The sequence below is a fragment of the Sporolactobacillus sp. Y61 genome (assembly GCF_040529185.1).
In the GTDB taxonomy this organism is placed as follows: Bacteria; Bacillota; Bacilli; order Bacillales; family Sporolactobacillaceae; genus Sporolactobacillus.
Window position 1 is genome coordinate 1,259,427 of record NZ_CP159510.1, and the last position, 16,131, is coordinate 1,275,557.

Below are 16,131 nucleotides of genomic sequence, written 5' to 3' on the forward strand. Positions count from 1 at the left end.
ATCTTGCCGGGTACGATCAGGGGATTAATGAGGATATTTCTCTGTTTTGCAAGTGACGCTAAAACGACTGGAGGGATAAAATATGGAGAAACAGATCGATCAGCTGACTGTTGACGCCATCCGTACATTGTCCATTGATATGATCAATAAGGCCAATTCAGGGCACCCGGGTCTTCCAATGGGGGCGGCTCCAATGGCTTACACTCTGTGGTCCCGTGTTATGGTTCATCATCCGAAAGATCCGAATTGGTTTAACCGGGATCGTTTCGTTCTTTCGGCAGGTCACGGATCTGCCCTGTTATATAGTCTGCTCCATCTTTTCGGGTATGGGCTGACCATCGATGATTTGAAGCAGTTCAGACAATTTGGCAGTAAAACACCGGGACATCCGGAATATGGCCATACACCCGGGGTTGAAGCCACCACCGGTCCGCTGGGACAGGGGTTCGCCATGGCTGCAGGGATGGCTATGGCTGAGGCACATCTGGCCGGCACATATAATCGGCCGGCATACCCGGTTGTGGATCATTATACTTATGTGCTCAGCAGTGATGGCGATCTGATGGAAGGCGTGACAGCGGAGTCTGCTTCGCTTGCCGGACATTTGAAACTGGGGAAACTCATTGTCTTATATGATTCTAACCGGATTTCTCTTGATGGTGGCACCAATATGTCTTTTACAGAAAATGTTCAGAAAAGATTTCAATCTTATGGCTGGCAGACATTAACGGTCGAGGACGGGAATAATCTGAATGCCATTGAACAGGCTCTGAATCAGGCGAAAGCGGATATTCATCATCCTTCACTGATCGAAGTACGGACGGTGATTGGCTACGGTGCACCGGATATCGCCGGTAAGCATCAGGCTCACGGCTCCCCACTTGGCGATCAGGAAGCTGCACTGGCGAAAAAGGGATACGGATGGACATTTGATCCTTTCGACGTTCCTGAAGAAGTTTACCGGCATTGTGCAGAGAACATCCAGAATGGAGTTGCCGCCGAAGAAAACTGGAAAAGACTGCTCACGGAGTATACAAAAGTCTACCCGGATGAAGGCAGGGAACTTCTCTCTGTTATCAATGGTGATCTTCCCAAAAATTATGACGCGGAACTTCCAGATTATCAGGCCGGAACAGAAGGGGCCACACGCAGTCTTTCCGGAGAAGTCATGCAGGCGCTGAACAAAAGAATTCCAGATCTGTTCGGAGGCGCAGCGGATCTTTTTTCCTCCGTCAAAACCTATCTGAAAGACAGTGGCGATTTTCAGCCGGGAAATTATGCGGGGAAAAATATCTGGTTCGGTGTCCGTGAATTTGCCATGGCAGGCATGGTAAACGGGATGACCCTTCACGGCGGAGTGCAGGCTTATGGTTCAACATTCTTCAGTTTCTCTGATTATCTAAAACCGGCTATTCGCCTGGCCGCGTTAATGAAGGTTCCGTCTATTTTTGTCTTTACCCATGACAGTATTGCGGTGGGCGAGGACGGTCCGTCACACGAGCCAATTGAACAGCTGGCCGGGCTTCGCTCCATTCCGAATCTGAACGTGATCCGACCGGCGGACGCGGTAGAAACAAGGGAAGCCTGGAAACAGGCTGTTGAAAGCAGGGATGAACCGACTGTTCTTGTTCTGACGCGACAAAGTATAAAAACTTATCAGGGTGAAGTGGAGCAGGCACCGGAAGGCGTCAAAAGAGGAGGGTATGTCGTTTCTCCTGCGGATACAACGAAAGAGGAGGACGGTATACTCATTGCAACCGGATCGGAAGTCGGTCTGGCAATTGAGGCTCAGCAACTCCTGCTCCGTGAGCACGTTAATGTCCGGGTAGTCAGTCTGCCTTCATTTGAAAGGTTTGATGCCCAGAGTAAGGCTTACAGAGATCAGGTACTTCCGCCGAAACTCAAGAAGCGGATCGGTATAGAAATGGCCTCCTCATTCGGATGGGACCGCTACGTCGGTTCTGCGGGGACATACCTGACGGTCGAGCGTTTTGGTGCTTCGGGGAAGGGCAAGGATGTAACGGCAGCCTATGGCTTTACGCCGGAACATGTGGCCAGGCTCTTTACTGAATACCTTACCCGTGAGAAATAGTAAGACTGAAAAGATGAATGGATAAATAGTATGAATTCTCGTGATTTGAGAAATAACGCCTTTTTAACAAAATTGATTGTGATGGGATAATGCCTTATAAATGTTCCGTTATCCCATTCCATAGGGACTCATTGTAATTAGAGATTTGTACAAGAACCATCAAGCCTAACTATGAGTTTTTTTTACATCTTGAATTTGCAGAAAATAAAAAGACTCATCGCTGAGCTTTCCCTGTACAATAGGATTTGAGGAAACTATCGAAAGCAGGTGAACAGCGATGAATCACTATTGACGGTGGCCACGTCATCGGCCCCCTTTTGCCAAAAAATAGGCCACCTAATGCCAAGAATTAGTCCACCTTCTGCCATAATTTGATCCATAGGTATTGAATAATGCCTTTTGTCCACGCCCAGTGAACAGGCCGCTATTTCGAAGATTTCGATCATGATGATTGGCGGTGGAAAAATTAGAGAAAAATCCTAGTAAGATTCATCAATAGATGGCCGGTTCTGGCCCTTCCCTATCTAACTACTACGACCATTTTCTTTGAGGTTCTGACAAGGGCGACCGTAGGGAGGGCGGAGCCTTTACCCTTGCCAGGTTCTCAGAGAAAGTGGATACTCTCTCAAGATAGGGAAAGGGAACAGCGCAGAAACTGACGGGGCTCACCATCTGCCTCCTGGTCTATTTACTTGCAGAAGGTGGCTCATGTTGTGGCAGAACATGGCCTACTTTTTGGCACGAGTGGCCTATTTCGATGGCCGCCTTCACACTATCACCAACTTAATCCATTTGAACGAGAAAGCATACTGGAAAATGTCATTTTAGGCAAATCCATACGCGCAATCGCAACCTTGCCGGGCCGATCACCAGCTACGATCAGCCGTGGGGTGAAACGTAATCAGCAGCGTGATGGCACGTACTCGTCGGTCCATGCTGAAGCCAGCTACCGTACCCGACGGAAGGGCTGTCATCCGCAGTCCCTGCTCGCCAATCAGGCACTTCATGACCGGGTACAGCGGTTGATTCTCGATCATCAATGGTCTCCTGAGCAAATTGACCAGCGGATGAAACAGGAGCATAGTCTTTGGAAGATTAGCTATATAACCATTTATCGCGGTATTAAACGGAACCTTCTCGATATACCGGATCGCCAGCCGGGTCAACGCGGGCTTGCGCGTCACCTGCGTCATCACGGAAAATCCCGACATGGCAAAGGGTATGAAGAACGCCGGGGTAAGATTGATTTTCACCCGGCTCTTGACCAGCGCCCTTAGACGCTCAGGAACGCCGAACAATTGGCAACTGGGAAGTCGATTAGGTTATTGGAAAACTCGGATCTGACTGTCTGGTAACCCTGGTGGATCGTCGCACCCGAGTTTTAATGGCCGCCAAGACCACCCGTAAAACCGCGCAATTCGTGACAGAGCAATTGATCAAACTCCTTGGTTCTTTGCCGGAGTGCCAGAGTGTTACACCAGATCGGGGCAAGGAATTCGTCTGGTATGCCCGGATCACCGAAAAATTAAGCGTGCCCTTTTATTTCCCGGCGCCACAAGCGCCCTGGCAACGTGGTAGTACTGAAAATACGAACGGGCTGTTACGCGAATACTTTCCCAAGGGGCATGACCTGAAGCAGGATTCCGATAACGACGTCCAACGCAACGTTGATGAACTGAACCACCGTCCGCGCAAATGTCTGGGATGGCGAACGCCCTTTGAGGCTTTTTATCATCAGGTGTTGCACCTAGTTTGACAATTCAAGAGTAAAAAAATCCCCATCTGATTTCCGGAGTCAGGTGGGAATATCCAACGTTTTCAAGCTACGGACGAAAAAATATCTATCTTTCTACGCTCACCGGTCAACTGTAACGATGTTCAATGATTTTGTTTAATATTTCATTCCGTTTTTTACTCTTTGACATATCGAACTGTGTTTCTTCCAGATCGTTAAAGTCCTGTGCCAGCAAAAGCGCTTCCAGATAAAGAACCAGCTGCTTCTTCAGATAGCCTTTATTCTCTTCGCTTTCTTTTTTGGAATTTCCCGCAAGAACAGCCAATGCAAACTGATCAGGATCGATAACTACTTTCTTATCCCTGTTCATAAATCCAGCCTCCTTACTTATTTTTTTTCATGTGAAAGTTTAATGCATCTCATCAATAATCTCCGCTGTTTTTCAGCTTGCCGACCTGTCGTCCTTTCAGCAGACCGGCAGTATTGATTGAAAGGAATCCTTCGTTGCAATTGTTTTTCCTTCTGAATCAGAATTAGCCCTGCTTGCCACCCAGCTTGTGATTCAGCTCATTGACGATTTCATCATGTTTGGCTTCCGTCAGTTTCACCTTAGTCGTATAAATCAAGGCCGCGAGAGCGATAAGGATCATCGGTCCGAAAAAAATGAAGAATTTGAACGTCCATAAACCGCTCGTCGAAATATCGCTTGGCAGCGCATTGCCTGTCATACCTGTGGCTATGGCTGCAATGCCGACAACGCCGTTGGCAAGCGCTCCGCCGAGTTTATCAAGCAGAGGACGGACGGCCAGCGTAACCGATTCATTTCGGTTGCCGTTCTTCAACTGCCCGTATTCCACACTGTCGGTGATCGTCATCAGAGCGGCGAGGAAGATCATCGGATACGGGAAGAACCAGAAGGAAATCCCAATCAGAACAAGAACAAGATTATTCCCCGCGAAGAGGAAAATCAGATAACCGATTAACATAAACAGAATTCCGAACGTATAAATAGCCTTACGTTTAATGATCCGAACAAGTGCCGGAAAGATCGCGACTGAAACAATCCCTAAAATCGCCGTAATGATCCCAACCAGATAAAATTCGTTCGCTCTGCCCAGAACGTATTTAAAATAGTATAACAAAAGGTTATTTGTCACGACATAGCCGAACGCCAAAAGAAAATAGGAAAAGGCAAGCCACATGAGCTGGTCGTTCTTGCCAATAATTTTGAATACTTCGCGCAGGTGAATCTTCTTTGCAGCTTTACGAATGACGTTTTGTTGTTCTTTCGTCCCCCAACATGTCGCCATGGCGCCAAGAAAAGAGACTAATGCGATGACGATCGCAAAACCGAGCCAGCCAGCACGGGTTTCCGTGTTGCCCGTCGTTCCTGAAAACATTTGCGAGAAAAGCACAACGAGTGGAACGACGGCGATCATGACGCCCTGGGAACCCAGTGTCGAGCCAAAGCGGGCAACCGTACCGATTTTAGCCCGCTTGTCCGAATCAATGCTTAACGCCGGCAGCATCGACCAAAAAGAAATATCTTTAAAAGAATAAAAAATGTCTACAATGGCAAAAACAATGCCGAAAAGAATCAGATAAAGAATCGGGTTGCTCAGATTCAGTCCCCAGAAGTTGCTAAAAAGCAAGATTAACCCTAAAGAACCGATGGTTGCTCCGGCAAACAGCCATGGCTTGAATTTACCCCAACGTGTCTGCGTATTGTCGATCATCCCACCGATAAATGGATCAAAGGCAATTTCAGCGAGACGGATGACGACGACCAGTGTCGTCAGGATACCAATCATTTTTGCATTAAAACCGGCATCGTTGCTGGTAAAAAGTTGGCTGGTGATAAAAATCATGAAATAAGTGCCAAACGCGGCAAAAAACGCATCGTGCCCGAAAGCCCCAAATGCATAGGAAAGATATTGTTTCATTTTTTAGATCCTCCTCGATCTTTTTAGAAAATAGGTCGGTTAACTTTTCCATACTGATGACGGAATCATTGCGATATCCGTCAGTGATCCGAATAAGTCCATCGAAATTTATCGCCTTCTTTCATGATTTTCTTTCTACTTTTCCGTTTACCTACATGAAGTAATTAAAATTCATTTTAAACCGCTTTCATTTTTGAAAAATCACCAATCCTTTCCCTAAGGCATTAATAAAATTCTTTGCTTCCGGGTAGCCTATTACGGATAACCTATTTACTGAACCTGACAAAACCCAGGATTTTCAGGAGTTGGAAAAATATAAAGCGCTATCAAGCATTATAATACACTACGATTTTACTGATGACAAGATAAAAATTACTAAAAGTCAAGGTTTACATTAACTTATAATATTTCCCGGACAACAAATGTATTTATTTGAAAACATTCAATAGTCCCTTGCATTTAACACTTTTTTGTTTTATGCCAGCATGCAGAAGTTCTTGTTCCTGTTCACATGACAAAATCGTTTTGTCACCATCCATTCACTGCATAAATAAACTTACTAAAATATATTTAGAGATAATTATTATTTTTGTTTCCTTAGAGCTACGAAAAATACAGCGATTAAATGGCATAGTACATATATATATGTTTCGCTTAATTTGTTTGAGCCGCTTCATACGCGTATCTCGAATGTCTCTTTTATAAAAAGCGGCTTGGAGATGAATCGCGGCACGATGCCCGGTCACCAGATTATTGACCACAACGACCGAATATCCTCTTTCAATCAGACGATCTGCCGTATGCGATACGATATAATCGGCACCGCCTACAGAAATAAAACAAATCCCTCCTAGTCGGTTATTTTTTTCGCACCGTCGACAATTTTGGCGATATAGAACGACGGCGCATAGCCGATTTCTTTTTCATAAACTTCTCCGACATGCTTCGTAAATGCGTCGACATGTGATTTTTCAACAATCGCGATGGCGCATCCGCCAAAACCGGCACCTGTCATGCGCGCACCGAGTACCCCTTCTTCTTGCCATGCCGTCTCAGCCAGTGTGTCTAGTTCTTTTCCTGTTACTTCGTAATCATATTTCAAGGACACATGCGATGCATTGATTAATTTGCCGAACGTTTTGAGATCGTTGCTCGTCAACGCTTCCCGTGCTTTCAGCGTTCGCTGATTTTCAAACACGGCATGGCGGGCGCGTTTGAGCAGATTTTCTTTTTTGATTAAATACGCATTCTGATCGAACGTATCGTTATCCAGATCGCCAAGCGTCTTAATATCCAGCTCGGTCTGCAACTCGGCCAGCGCCTCTTCACATTCACTGCGTCGTTCATTGTACTTGGAGTCGGCCAGTTCGCGCCGCTTGTTCGTATTCATGATAATAATCACATGATTCTCCAGTTTCACCGGCACAAGATCGTACTTCAGCGTATTGGTATCGAGCAGAATGGCGTGATCGGCCTTGCCCATTCCGACCGCGAACTGATCCATAATGCCCGAATTGACGCCAATAAATTCGTTTTCATCCTGTTTACCGATTTTGATGAGTTCGATGCGGTCGCAATTCAGATCGAACAGATCATCCGCGATTACCCCGGAGAGCATTTCAATCGATGCAGACGAAGAAAGTCCTGCACGGTTTGGAATGTTGCCGTAGAAATAAATATTCATCCCACGGTCAATCGGATAACCTTTTTCTTTGAGGAAATGAAACATCCCCTTCGGATAGTTTGCCCAATCATCTTTCTTATCATAGAACAAATCGTTGATATCAGCAGAAATGATGCCCAGTTTCTTGAAATTTTCGGAGAACATTTGGATTTTAGTATCGTCTCTTTTCTGAGCAACGCCGTATGTTCCGAGTGAAATCGCACAAGGAAAAACGTTCCCGCCGTTATAATCGGTGTGCTCGCCGATCAAATTGATACGTCCGGGAGCAAAGTAAACCGACGGATGATCGTCGCCAAAAAGTTTGATGTAGGCTTGTTTTAATTCACTTATTTTCATATGAATAACCACCTTTTTTTACTAAAATTTACTCTTAAATAATAATTCATAGTTAGTAAAGATGCAAGCCCTTACACTGCAAGCCGTCTTATGAACCTATAACAACAAGTGGCTGCATGTTGAACGCTCGTTCACGGATGAGACTCCCGGAAAAGCGAAACATTTCATAGCCCTTATCCTAAAAGGCAGGTAAGCACTCATTATCCGCTTAATGGATAGATCACCTTTTCCAATTTATTATGAGTTCAGCATGGCGGGCAATTACTGATACATCCTTGAAAAGTGTGTAACTCAGGATTAATTCGGCTTTTAAATATTTATCTTCCAAAATGACTTCAAGGGTTTCTGCCTCTGCACCATCATAAGTTGCAGGCAGTCCCTTTAATGCCGGTTTTTCCTTCATGATAGTCCTTGAAGGTGAAATTAATTAAGCGAATACCATCTTTCTGCTCAATGTCAATGGTTGGCTCAATCCCTGTCTTAAGGTATCGACAGAGAAAGCTGGATCGTCCTTCTAGAGATAAGAGGTATAATTCATCTTGAAAAATGAAACTTGTTCTTTTGCTTGTTAATATAGATCATTTACTAGTACGCTTTGTCGCGTCGAGTCAGCTCTGGTTCTGACCATGCTAGGGAACTACAAATTTGTATATATATGATGTTTTGCCTTCATTAATAGTCTTCACTGTTCTAAACTTGCTATTGTTTTTTTACAAAAATATCCGTGTCCCTTGCCTTTTTCATTCCATTAGACTCTGTGTAAACCTTACCGAATTTTCGTACGCTGCATTTTCTTCGTGCTTTTTGTTTTGATGACGTATTGAATTTTAAGGATCAGTATAATACTGGCCGGAATCAGTGTCACCACGTTACAAATAAAAATTGATGTCAAGTGAAGCATCAATCCATAGACAATCCAAATCGTAACACCTGCGACAAAAACAATGTACATTGACAGAGATATATCCATGAGTTGCCTGGTTCTAATAACCCTGACCGCCTGTGGAAAAAAAGAGACACTCGTGAGCGCAGCTGCAACTAATCCAATCCACTCCATAACCAAAGTTCACCTGCTTTTCATGTTTGTCATCAAAAAGAAGTGACTTACTGCGCAGTAATTATCTTTTTGTGAGAAAACAACTTGAATCAGCACCGTCCTAAGTCAGCCAATCAGAACAATGTATTTACATTTTGTATTGTAAGCGCATACTCAATGAGTGTCAATAAATTTTTAGTTAAATAAATATAATATTACTAAATCCCCCAAAAATCCCTTGAACCAGGGCATAACAGCATGATGGACATGTTCGGATTTGACTTTCCAGACCGTTTATCACCTTTAAAGATTGTACCCCTTGTTAGCAGATTCGGTGATCTGTATAAATTTTATTAAATAGAAGCTTAATCCTTCTTTCTTGTACATTGCGGATACATCTTAAATCAACTCGGCATTATTTTGATCTGGTTAAGTTTGATTTTATAACTAAAATTTGAAAGATAGAAAAGTGTCCCTATCCCTTGCTGGTTCTATGTTTTTTACTGGATAAATTGGCTCAACTCGCTACTTTTTTCAACTGTTTCTGATAGCTGGTTTTCTGATAGCAGGGTGGCAGTTTTCCCAGAAAACTTTTTGTCGGATCGCTTCGGTAAAGGTAATATAGGCGAGTTCATCGACCATGAGGTAGAAGAGCTCGCCCAGGGTCCGGTCGTCCTCCTGTTCGCGGTGCTTCACCGCAAGCAGGGAATAGCCGATAGCTACGCAGGCCGTATGGGCAAAGATGCCATCGTACGATAAGCCTTGATACTTCGCCAGACGGAGATACTGTTTACACATTTTGAAGTACACTTCAATCGACCAGCGTTTCCCGTAAAGCCGGATGATTTCATCTTCAGAAAGCTGCGTATCTGTCGATGCCAGGACAAGAAAATCCTTGTGTTTTCGGCGATTGCGGACGTAAACCAGCTTTACAGGGATACTCTCCTCTCCCTCGGTGACGGCTTCAACGAGGACCGAAAGTAGATAGCGCGAACGACCGCGACGTTTCTTCTGCGACTTAAAGATTGCTTTGACATCCATCATTTGACCGTTAAACTGGTAATACACCTTTTTGGACCTCTTGACCATGGCAACGGCATGAAGCTTGAGCTAACGCAACTGATGAAATATCTTCGGGCTTGAGAACTAAGAGTCAAACAAGACGTAAGAAGCCCAGACCCCCCTGACTCAGAGAGGACACGAGGAGTTCCCGAACGACTTCGGGCGCTTTGCGCTGGGCCTGAAGCTTTCGCTTCCCGGAATGCGTCCGGACATCGGCTTTCGCGCCACATACCTGATTGTGACCGGAAAGCAAGGAAAAAGTGACCGGCAGGAACGTGTTTCCATCGCTCCAGCCCAGTTGAAGAAAACGAAAGCCGCGTGTATGCCGATGCCTGCATGATCGAACTGAACGCTGCCATTCCACGTGTTTGGCATGAGCCCGCTCGTACATGGAATCGTCCACAATGAACACGTTCTGACGTACCGAATCTGTCAACGGTTCGATGAACCGGATGATCCGACAACACAGCAGAACCAGGAACTTTTGCCAGTTGATCCGTCTGTTGTTGAGCAGGTTTCGGAACGTTTTATCCGATAAATTCAATTGATCCTGATGCTTCAGATCATCACGATACATCGACTTGTTTGAAAAAATCGTGCTGATCAGATAGCAGAACAAGACACGGAAAGGCACCCCTTTTGTCTTGGTGGCATGGGCTGCCTGTGCGATTTTTGCCAAATGAAATCGGCTAAAAAAGTTTAGGACGGAAGCTAAAATACCCGCTGATGGACGATCAATACGTGTTATACTTTTCATAGCATGAATCCGCCTCGATTAATTGGTAGTCGTTTCATGATTTCAAAAACATTCAGCTTCCCGTCAAATCCGGACTCCGCGTCGGCGATAATCGGTGCGAACCAGTCTTTCGAATGATTGCCTTCGACCGAATCGATCTGATCAGCGCGCTGAAGCGCCTGATTGATCCGCCTGACAACATCTGGGACGCTGTTCGACGGATAAAGGCTCTGATCGGGGTACATCTGCCCGGCCAAATTGGCATCGGCGGCGACCTGCCAGCCACTAAGATATATCGCCTTCAGGCCGGTTTTCAGCTGCTGCACCGCCTGATTGCCGGCCAGCACGCCGAGCGCGTTCACATACTTTTCGTTGCTCAGGAGCGTCCACAGCTTTTCCGCACCGCGGCGCGCAAGTGTGTATTCAAGTTCAATCGACCCGCGAAGCTTGATCACATCCTCCGCGAAGTATGGACGTTTAATGCCTTCCCACCGTTTGCTTTTCCACGATTCTTCCAGTTTTTTCACTCTGGCATCAGCCATAGGTCATTCCTCTACTTAAAAATAATTTTTTATAAAACGTGTAATAAAACCTGTCAGGCAACGCTTTCATTTTATGCTTTATTGCTTTCAAAAGACAGCGTGAACCGCGGGATCACAAATACTTGTAGCCGGGCAGTGTCAGAAAATCAGCGAACTCATCCGACAAGGTCAGTTCGTCGAACAGTTCGGCCGCCTCCTCGAATTTACCTGATTCATAATTTTCTTCGCCGACCTGTTGCCGGATTTTTTGAATCTCTTCCGTTTTTAACTCCTTATAAAGATGCACGGTGACTTTTCGACCGTCGTCCATGATCCCTTTTGGATGGCGAATCTACTGCCACAGCTGTGCCCGGAGAATTTCGACCGTCGCCGCGTCTTCCATCAGATGATTGATCGGTGCGGCGTCGTTTCCTCTGAGCCAGGAGGCAATGTACTGGAAGCCAACACTGATGTTTTCGCGGACGCCTGCCTCAGTGATCTTCCAATTTGGAACCTCCAGAATTACATCCAGATCATCCAACGTTTTTTCCCCAATCTGATTCGCCTCGCGCCGCTTGTCGGCTTCGACTTTTTCGAACGCTTCGCGGTTCAGCGCCTCATTGCCTTTGACCGGGATCTGAGCAGCCATCCCGCCGATCGCCGGCGCGCCTCTGTGGTGGCACGTTTTGATTGCCAGCAGAGAATACGCCCTCATGAACGGTACGATCATCGTCACTGTCGACCGGTCGGGCAGAATGACGTGCTCCTGATTTCTGAATTTCTTGATGTAGCTGAAGATGTAATCCCAACGGCCGTAGTTTAATTCTGCCGAATGTTCGTGCAGCTCGAGAGGATTTCATCCATTTTGAATGCGGCCGGGATTGTCTTCAGAAGTACGGTTGCCCGGATCGTGCCGTGCGGCAGTCCGTTATAGTCTTCCGAATAAGTAAAGACATCGTTCCAGAGCCTTGCTTCCAGATGACTCTCCATCTTCGGCAGATAAAAATACGGTCCCGTGCCGTTGTCAATCAGAACCTGCGCATTATGCAGGAAACAAAGGCGGAAATCGAACAGCCCGGCGGATATCGGTTTATCGTCAACGAGCACATGTTTCTCGATCATGTGCCAGCCGCGCGGCCGGACCATCAGCACGGCAACCTCATCCTTCAGTTCGTAGTGTTTGCCTGCCACATTGTCAAAGGTGATTTTTTTACGAATGGCATCGAAAAGATTGATCTGACCTTGAATAACATCGTCCTACGACGGAGACATCGTATCCTCTAGGTCGGCCATGAAACATTCTGCACCCGAGTTGAGGGCATTGATCACCATCTTACGATCAGATGCCGGACCGGTAATCTCTACACGGCGATACTGAAGATCGCTTCGGGAGCGATGCAATTTTCCAGTTCCCTTCCCTGATTTTTCGGGCTTCAGGTAAAAAGTCCGGTTTCGCTCCTTCGTTAAATGCTTTTTGCCTCGCCCGGCGCTTTTCCAGCTCACCGTTTGCTGCGGAGATCGTCGGAGTGTGGCGGGTACAGGTCACGTGAAGCAACAATAAATCAAAAAGTATTTTTTTAAGTGGCGGAAATATTTCTTTTCTCCGCGCTTTCAATGGTTAACAACAGGTCACCACTGACGATTTCATCGCACACTGCCGGCAAGTACCGGCGATTCATACCAAACACAGACTTTAAATATTCATCCTTTTACGATATATTTTTATAAGGGGCTGTTTTCAAATTGACTTAAACAGGTAATTTAATAGAATGATCGGCCCATGGAGGTGGCGGTATTGACTGCCAGAGAAAAGATACTGAGCGGTGCGCTGTATGATCCGACTGAAAGCGATTTAGTAAAAGAACAGCAAAAATGGAATGAGTTGCTCTACGATTATAACCAGACAAGGCCGTCTGAGACTGACAGGCGCAAAAAAATACTTAAAGCGCTTTTGGCAGAATGCGGAGAGAATTGTTATGTGGAGCCGCCGTTACGGGTAAATTGGGGATCGAACACGCATTTCGGTAACGGGGTTTATGCCAACTTCAATCTGACGCTTGTGGACGACGGACCCGTGTACGTGGGGAGCAACGTCATGTTCGGACCAAACGTGACGATCGCAACTGCCGGCCACCCCATTCATCCTTACCTGCGAAAAAAAAGTCTGCAATTTAATTTAGCGATAACGATCGGCGACAATGTATGGATCGGAGCCAATGCCAGCGTACTGCCAGGGATAACAATCGGAGAAAACTCAGTGATCGGTGCGGGCAGCGTTGTCACAAAGGACATCCCCGCCAATGTTGTCGCCGTCGGCAATCCTTGTAAGATTCTCAGGACAATTGGCGAACGGGACAGAACCTATTATTATAAGAATCGAAAAGTCGACGACGAATGGTTCGACCAATGACGGAGCGGAATGATTTTAGCGACCTTTTATCATGAAAAGGAACATCTGCTCCGCAAGGATCATAAAAATTTCTAACAGATCACTTTTTCAGCAACGAAGCGCACACTTTTCATCGAGAGAAAGGTGTGAGGCAAGTAAAATAAATGTGGGTGGCAGAAAAAATGTGAGGAAGGGCCGCCGGGCCCGGAGGCCTTTCCTCATCTCAAATTTTTCTGATCTTTTAATGCTTTTCACAAAAAGGAGAGCCCCCCTTTTGAGTACAATAGAGTTGTCTAAATCTATTGAAAGGGAAGGGACTCTCCATGGATCAGTATAATGAAAATCATGCTTCTTTAAAAGACATTGAGCAGATTTTATTTCGTGCCCTGCAACAGACATTCAGCCGGATCCTCTATCAACTTTTGGTGAACCTGGATCAACACTTGGCAGAAAGCAGGGATAAACGACGTTTTGAACTTTATGATAAGCGAAAGATCTCCCTGGAAACCACTCTCGGAAACGTCTCGTTCGTCCGGAACTATTATTGGGATCGGAAAAGCCAGGGAGCATGTTTTCCTGCTTGACCGCTTCCTGTCCTTTTCCGGGCCAAAGCATTTCAGTCCGGCTTTCGAACAGTGGACCTTGGAGGAAGCGGTGGAAAGAGCATCCTATCGGAAGGCGGCCGATCAGATTGAGCAGTTCCTTGGCTACCGGGCCATCAGCCATGAAGCCATCCGTCAGCAGGTGCTGGAGACAAAGATTCTTCCTCCGGAAACGCAACTGCCGGCTCCTAAAGTGCTGTTTCTGGAGACGGATGGTTTGTTCATCATCCGGCGAGGCCTAAAGGTGCCACGAAGCCGAGGGCGGCGAAGGAGGCTAAAATGGTTTGCGTTCATTCCGGATGGAAAAACCATTCCCACTCCGGTGAGTCGCGGTTGATCCAACCCCGAATTTATTATCATAAGGGGAACAAAGACTTTTGGGAGGGGGGTTCAGGACTTCCTCGAACAGAATTATGACCTGGACTACGGGCAAACCGATTTTGTGATTAGCGGAGATGGCGCGGCATGGATCACTGCCGGTGAAGAGGCGCTGGGGCCGAGACACAACCTCTACCATTACGATACGTTTCACATCACACGCGACTTCAGGAAGGTGATGAAGCGCCATCCTCGTTACCCGATGATGGCACAGGCGCTGAAACAGGGGCAGCCAGATCAGCTACTGTTGGAGTTGAACAGTGCCGTAGGCACGATGGCAACCGAGAAGCAGGAGACACAACTTGCGGAACTGATCCAACGTATCACGCGGCAGAAAACCGCCTTCATGAACTTCAAGACCTGGCTTCAGAAACATGGCCATGATACAAAGAACATGGCCTCCCTGGGCGCCACTGAGTCGGTGATGAGCCTCATGGCAAGACGAATGAAGTATCATCGGAGTTGGAGCGACGAAGGGTATGATCACCTGCAAGAGCTGGTCATCGCGAAAATCAATGGTTTAAAGGTGGTGCTGCCCGGAGATCCACGGGTGTTCTGTCTGAAACAGACTGAGGCGCAGGCCCCACTGTCTGCTTCCCAGGTTTTGCCGAAAACAATGTATGAAAGGGCCGCAGCGGATACGCTGCATGAAAACCTGCCCTATCTTAAACAGTCCGCCGCGACGCCCATTAGCCAGGCCCTGAAAGCTTTAGCCGGCTACTGATTTTGATTTTGTTTGGAAGGATAAGGGACGTTTGCGCTTAAATCGCTGAAAGGTATCCTTGATCAAGTCAAGCGCATGAGAGAAACGAAAGAAGCTACAATAAAACGAAAAAACATACATCATTCTTTTGTATCCAGGGGGACACCCACAATCACTTGACTTACCCTCAGGGGGAATGTCATTCGTTTTGTGTAAATGATTATTTCTTGGGAATGTCATTTGTTTTGTGTAAATGATTAATTTTCTTGGTTAGGTTCACACTGATAAAGCTCTTACCTGACAGGGGGATAGAGCGCTGCTGGAGAGCAACTCGAGCACCTGTCAGGGTTCAGCTAAAAAAGGGGAGAGGATCACTCTCTTCTTTTATTCTTCCCTTTTTTAGGAGAACTTAAAGCGTTAAACTCAAACGTCATAAGTCTTTGTCTGGGAGACTGGACGTGAAGCGGTCCCCAAAAATGATCCGGAGTTGCGCCTGCATTCAAACCATCCTGGAATGGCTAACGTCCACTTTTTTGTGATGTCCATCGTAGCCAGATAGATAATCTTTCGCAACGCATCATCGGTCGGGTAAGCATTCTTTGACTTGGTCACTTTTCTGAGTTGACGGTGGAACCCTTCAACCTGAATTCCCGTGCTTTTATACCAAGGTTCTGATAATTCCTGATATTAAGGCATCTTTGGCAAATAGCAACCAGCATAATTATACCAATGGGAAAAAGACCATTGTATTAAAAATCCTTTTCTGATGCGCCTTTTTGGACTCCTTGGTATAATTTTCCGGGAATGCAGGCTTCAACGGTGTTGGTTGTGTAGATTATCTTTCTGATTTCAGTTGGATACTCAAAATAAGCCGTGAGTTCTAACCAGTTGGTCTCCCAGGATGCAATAACTCT

Annotated in this window: 12 protein-coding genes and 7 pseudogenes; 7 read left to right on the top strand and 12 right to left on the bottom strand. The window is 46.2% G+C overall.

Features of this window, described 5'->3' with window-relative positions; all coding sequences use genetic code 11:
* Positions 1 to 82: 82 nt before the first annotated feature.
* The 4 genes and pseudogenes from tkt (at position 83) to ABNN70_RS06150 (ending at position 3,848) form a co-directional block, all read left to right on the top strand.
* Positions 83 to 2,092 (top strand): transketolase, encoded by a 2,010-nt coding sequence (gene tkt / locus ABNN70_RS06135; RefSeq protein ID WP_353949119.1) that lies wholly within the window; start codon positions 83 to 85, stop codon positions 2,090 to 2,092.
* 713 nt (positions 2,093 to 2,805) lie between these two features.
* A pseudogene (locus ABNN70_RS06140) lies at positions 2,806 to 2,982 on the top strand (helix-turn-helix domain-containing protein); the annotation flags it as partial.
* On the top strand, positions 2,983 to 3,369 hold the full coding sequence (locus tag ABNN70_RS06145) for a hypothetical protein (protein WP_353949474.1): 387 nt from the start codon (positions 2,983 to 2,985) through the stop codon (positions 3,367 to 3,369).
* Positions 3,370 to 3,416: 47 nt separating this feature from the next.
* Positions 3,417 to 3,848 carry an IS30 family transposase gene (locus ABNN70_RS06150; RefSeq protein WP_353949393.1) on the top strand — a complete coding sequence of 144 codons (432 nt, stop codon included), beginning with the start codon at positions 3,417 to 3,419 and terminating at the stop codon, positions 3,846 to 3,848.
* A 106-nt stretch (positions 3,849 to 3,954) separates the two neighbouring features.
* Here ABNN70_RS06150 and ABNN70_RS06155 read toward each other — a convergent pair whose 3' ends face one another.
* The 10 genes and pseudogenes from ABNN70_RS06155 to ABNN70_RS06200 all read right to left on the bottom strand — a co-directional run.
* On the bottom strand, positions 3,955 to 4,197 hold the full coding sequence (locus ABNN70_RS06155) for a hypothetical protein (protein WP_353949120.1): 243 nt from the start codon (positions 4,195 to 4,197) through the stop codon (positions 3,955 to 3,957).
* Positions 4,198 to 4,360: 163 nt separating this feature from the next.
* Positions 4,361 to 5,770, bottom strand: a complete 1,410-nt coding sequence (locus tag ABNN70_RS06160; protein ID WP_353949121.1) for a glycoside-pentoside-hexuronide (GPH):cation symporter — start codon at positions 5,768 to 5,770, stop codon at positions 4,361 to 4,363.
* A gap of 683 nt (positions 5,771 to 6,453) precedes the next feature.
* Positions 6,454 to 6,615 (bottom strand): annotated as a pseudogene (locus ABNN70_RS06165) (UDP-glucose 4-epimerase GalE); the annotation flags it as partial.
* Between the two features lie 5 nt (positions 6,616 to 6,620).
* A complete protein-coding gene (locus ABNN70_RS06170) occupies positions 6,621 to 7,790 on the bottom strand; it encodes a galactokinase (protein WP_353949122.1) in 1,170 nt (389 codons plus the stop codon).
* A 220-nt stretch (positions 7,791 to 8,010) separates the two neighbouring features.
* Positions 8,011 to 8,193: a glycoside hydrolase family 36 N-terminal domain-containing protein gene (locus tag ABNN70_RS06175; protein WP_353949123.1), complete on the bottom strand. Its 183-nt coding sequence runs from the start codon at positions 8,191 to 8,193 to the stop codon at positions 8,011 to 8,013.
* Between the two features lie 363 nt (positions 8,194 to 8,556).
* Positions 8,557 to 8,847, bottom strand: a complete 291-nt coding sequence (locus ABNN70_RS06180) for a SemiSWEET transporter (RefSeq protein ID WP_353949124.1) — start codon at positions 8,845 to 8,847, stop codon at positions 8,557 to 8,559.
* Positions 8,848 to 9,360: 513 nt separating this feature from the next.
* On the bottom strand, positions 9,361 to 9,894 hold the full coding sequence (locus ABNN70_RS06185) for a transposase (protein WP_353949125.1): 534 nt from the start codon (positions 9,892 to 9,894) through the stop codon (positions 9,361 to 9,363).
* An 85-nt stretch (positions 9,895 to 9,979) separates the two neighbouring features.
* Entirely contained in the window at positions 9,980 to 10,645 is a 666-nt protein-coding gene (locus ABNN70_RS06190) for a transposase (RefSeq protein WP_353949126.1), read from the bottom strand.
* A 4-nt stretch (positions 10,646 to 10,649) separates the two neighbouring features.
* Positions 10,650 to 11,166, bottom strand: a pseudogene (locus tag ABNN70_RS06195) (isocitrate lyase); the annotation flags it as partial.
* Positions 11,167 to 11,278: 112 nt separating this feature from the next.
* A pseudogene (locus tag ABNN70_RS06200) lies at positions 11,279 to 12,643 on the bottom strand (malate synthase); the annotation flags it as partial.
* Between the two features lie 297 nt (positions 12,644 to 12,940).
* Between ABNN70_RS06200 and ABNN70_RS06205 the strand changes: the two are divergent.
* The 3 genes and pseudogenes from ABNN70_RS06205 (at position 12,941) to ABNN70_RS06215 (ending at position 15,238) form a co-directional block, all read left to right on the top strand.
* Complete coding sequence (locus tag ABNN70_RS06205; protein WP_353949127.1) at positions 12,941 to 13,555, top strand: sugar O-acetyltransferase; 615 nt, start codon at positions 12,941 to 12,943, stop codon at positions 13,553 to 13,555.
* 302 nt (positions 13,556 to 13,857) lie between these two features.
* The gene (locus ABNN70_RS06210) at positions 13,858 to 14,118 is read left to right on the top strand and encodes a UPF0236 family transposase-like protein (protein WP_353949128.1); all 261 of its coding nucleotides are present in this window, start codon (positions 13,858 to 13,860) and stop codon (positions 14,116 to 14,118) included.
* A pseudogene (locus tag ABNN70_RS06215) lies at positions 14,015 to 15,238 on the top strand (UPF0236 family transposase-like protein). Before ABNN70_RS06210 ends, ABNN70_RS06215 begins: the two are co-directional and overlap by 104 nt.
* 409 nt (positions 15,239 to 15,647) lie before the next feature.
* Here ABNN70_RS06215 and ABNN70_RS06220 read toward each other — a convergent pair.
* Together ABNN70_RS06220 and ABNN70_RS06225 are read right to left on the bottom strand one after the other, a co-directional pair.
* Positions 15,648 to 15,898 (bottom strand): annotated as a pseudogene (locus ABNN70_RS06220) (hypothetical protein); the annotation flags it as partial.
* A gap of 128 nt (positions 15,899 to 16,026) precedes the next feature.
* Positions 16,027 to 16,125 (bottom strand): annotated as a pseudogene (locus ABNN70_RS06225) (transposase); the annotation flags it as partial.
* Positions 16,126 to 16,131 lie beyond the last annotated feature (6 nt).

What these genes read in the sequence shown, in the direction of transcription:
- ABNN70_RS06210 (WP_353949128.1), top strand. Translation starts at nt 13,858, where the DNA reads ATGGATCAGTATAATGAAAATCATGCTTCTTTAAAAGACATTGAGCAG.
- ABNN70_RS06190 (WP_353949126.1), bottom strand. Translation starts at nt 10,645, where the DNA reads ATGAAAAGTATAACACGTATTGATCGTCCATCAGCGGGTATTTTAGCT.
- tkt (WP_353949119.1), top strand. Translation starts at nt 83, where the DNA reads ATGGAGAAACAGATCGATCAGCTGACTGTTGACGCCATCCGTACATTG.
- ABNN70_RS06170 (WP_353949122.1), bottom strand. Translation starts at nt 7,790, where the DNA reads ATGAAAATAAGTGAATTAAAACAAGCCTACATCAAACTTTTTGGCGAC.
- ABNN70_RS06175 (WP_353949123.1), bottom strand. Translation starts at nt 8,193, where the DNA reads ATGAAGGAAAAACCGGCATTAAAGGGACTGCCTGCAACTTATGATGGT.
- ABNN70_RS06160 (WP_353949121.1), bottom strand. Translation starts at nt 5,770, where the DNA reads ATGAAACAATATCTTTCCTATGCATTTGGGGCTTTCGGGCACGATGCG.
- ABNN70_RS06155 (WP_353949120.1), bottom strand. Translation starts at nt 4,197, where the DNA reads ATGAACAGGGATAAGAAAGTAGTTATCGATCCTGATCAGTTTGCATTG.
- ABNN70_RS06180 (WP_353949124.1), bottom strand. Translation starts at nt 8,847, where the DNA reads ATGGAGTGGATTGGATTAGTTGCAGCTGCGCTCACGAGTGTCTCTTTT.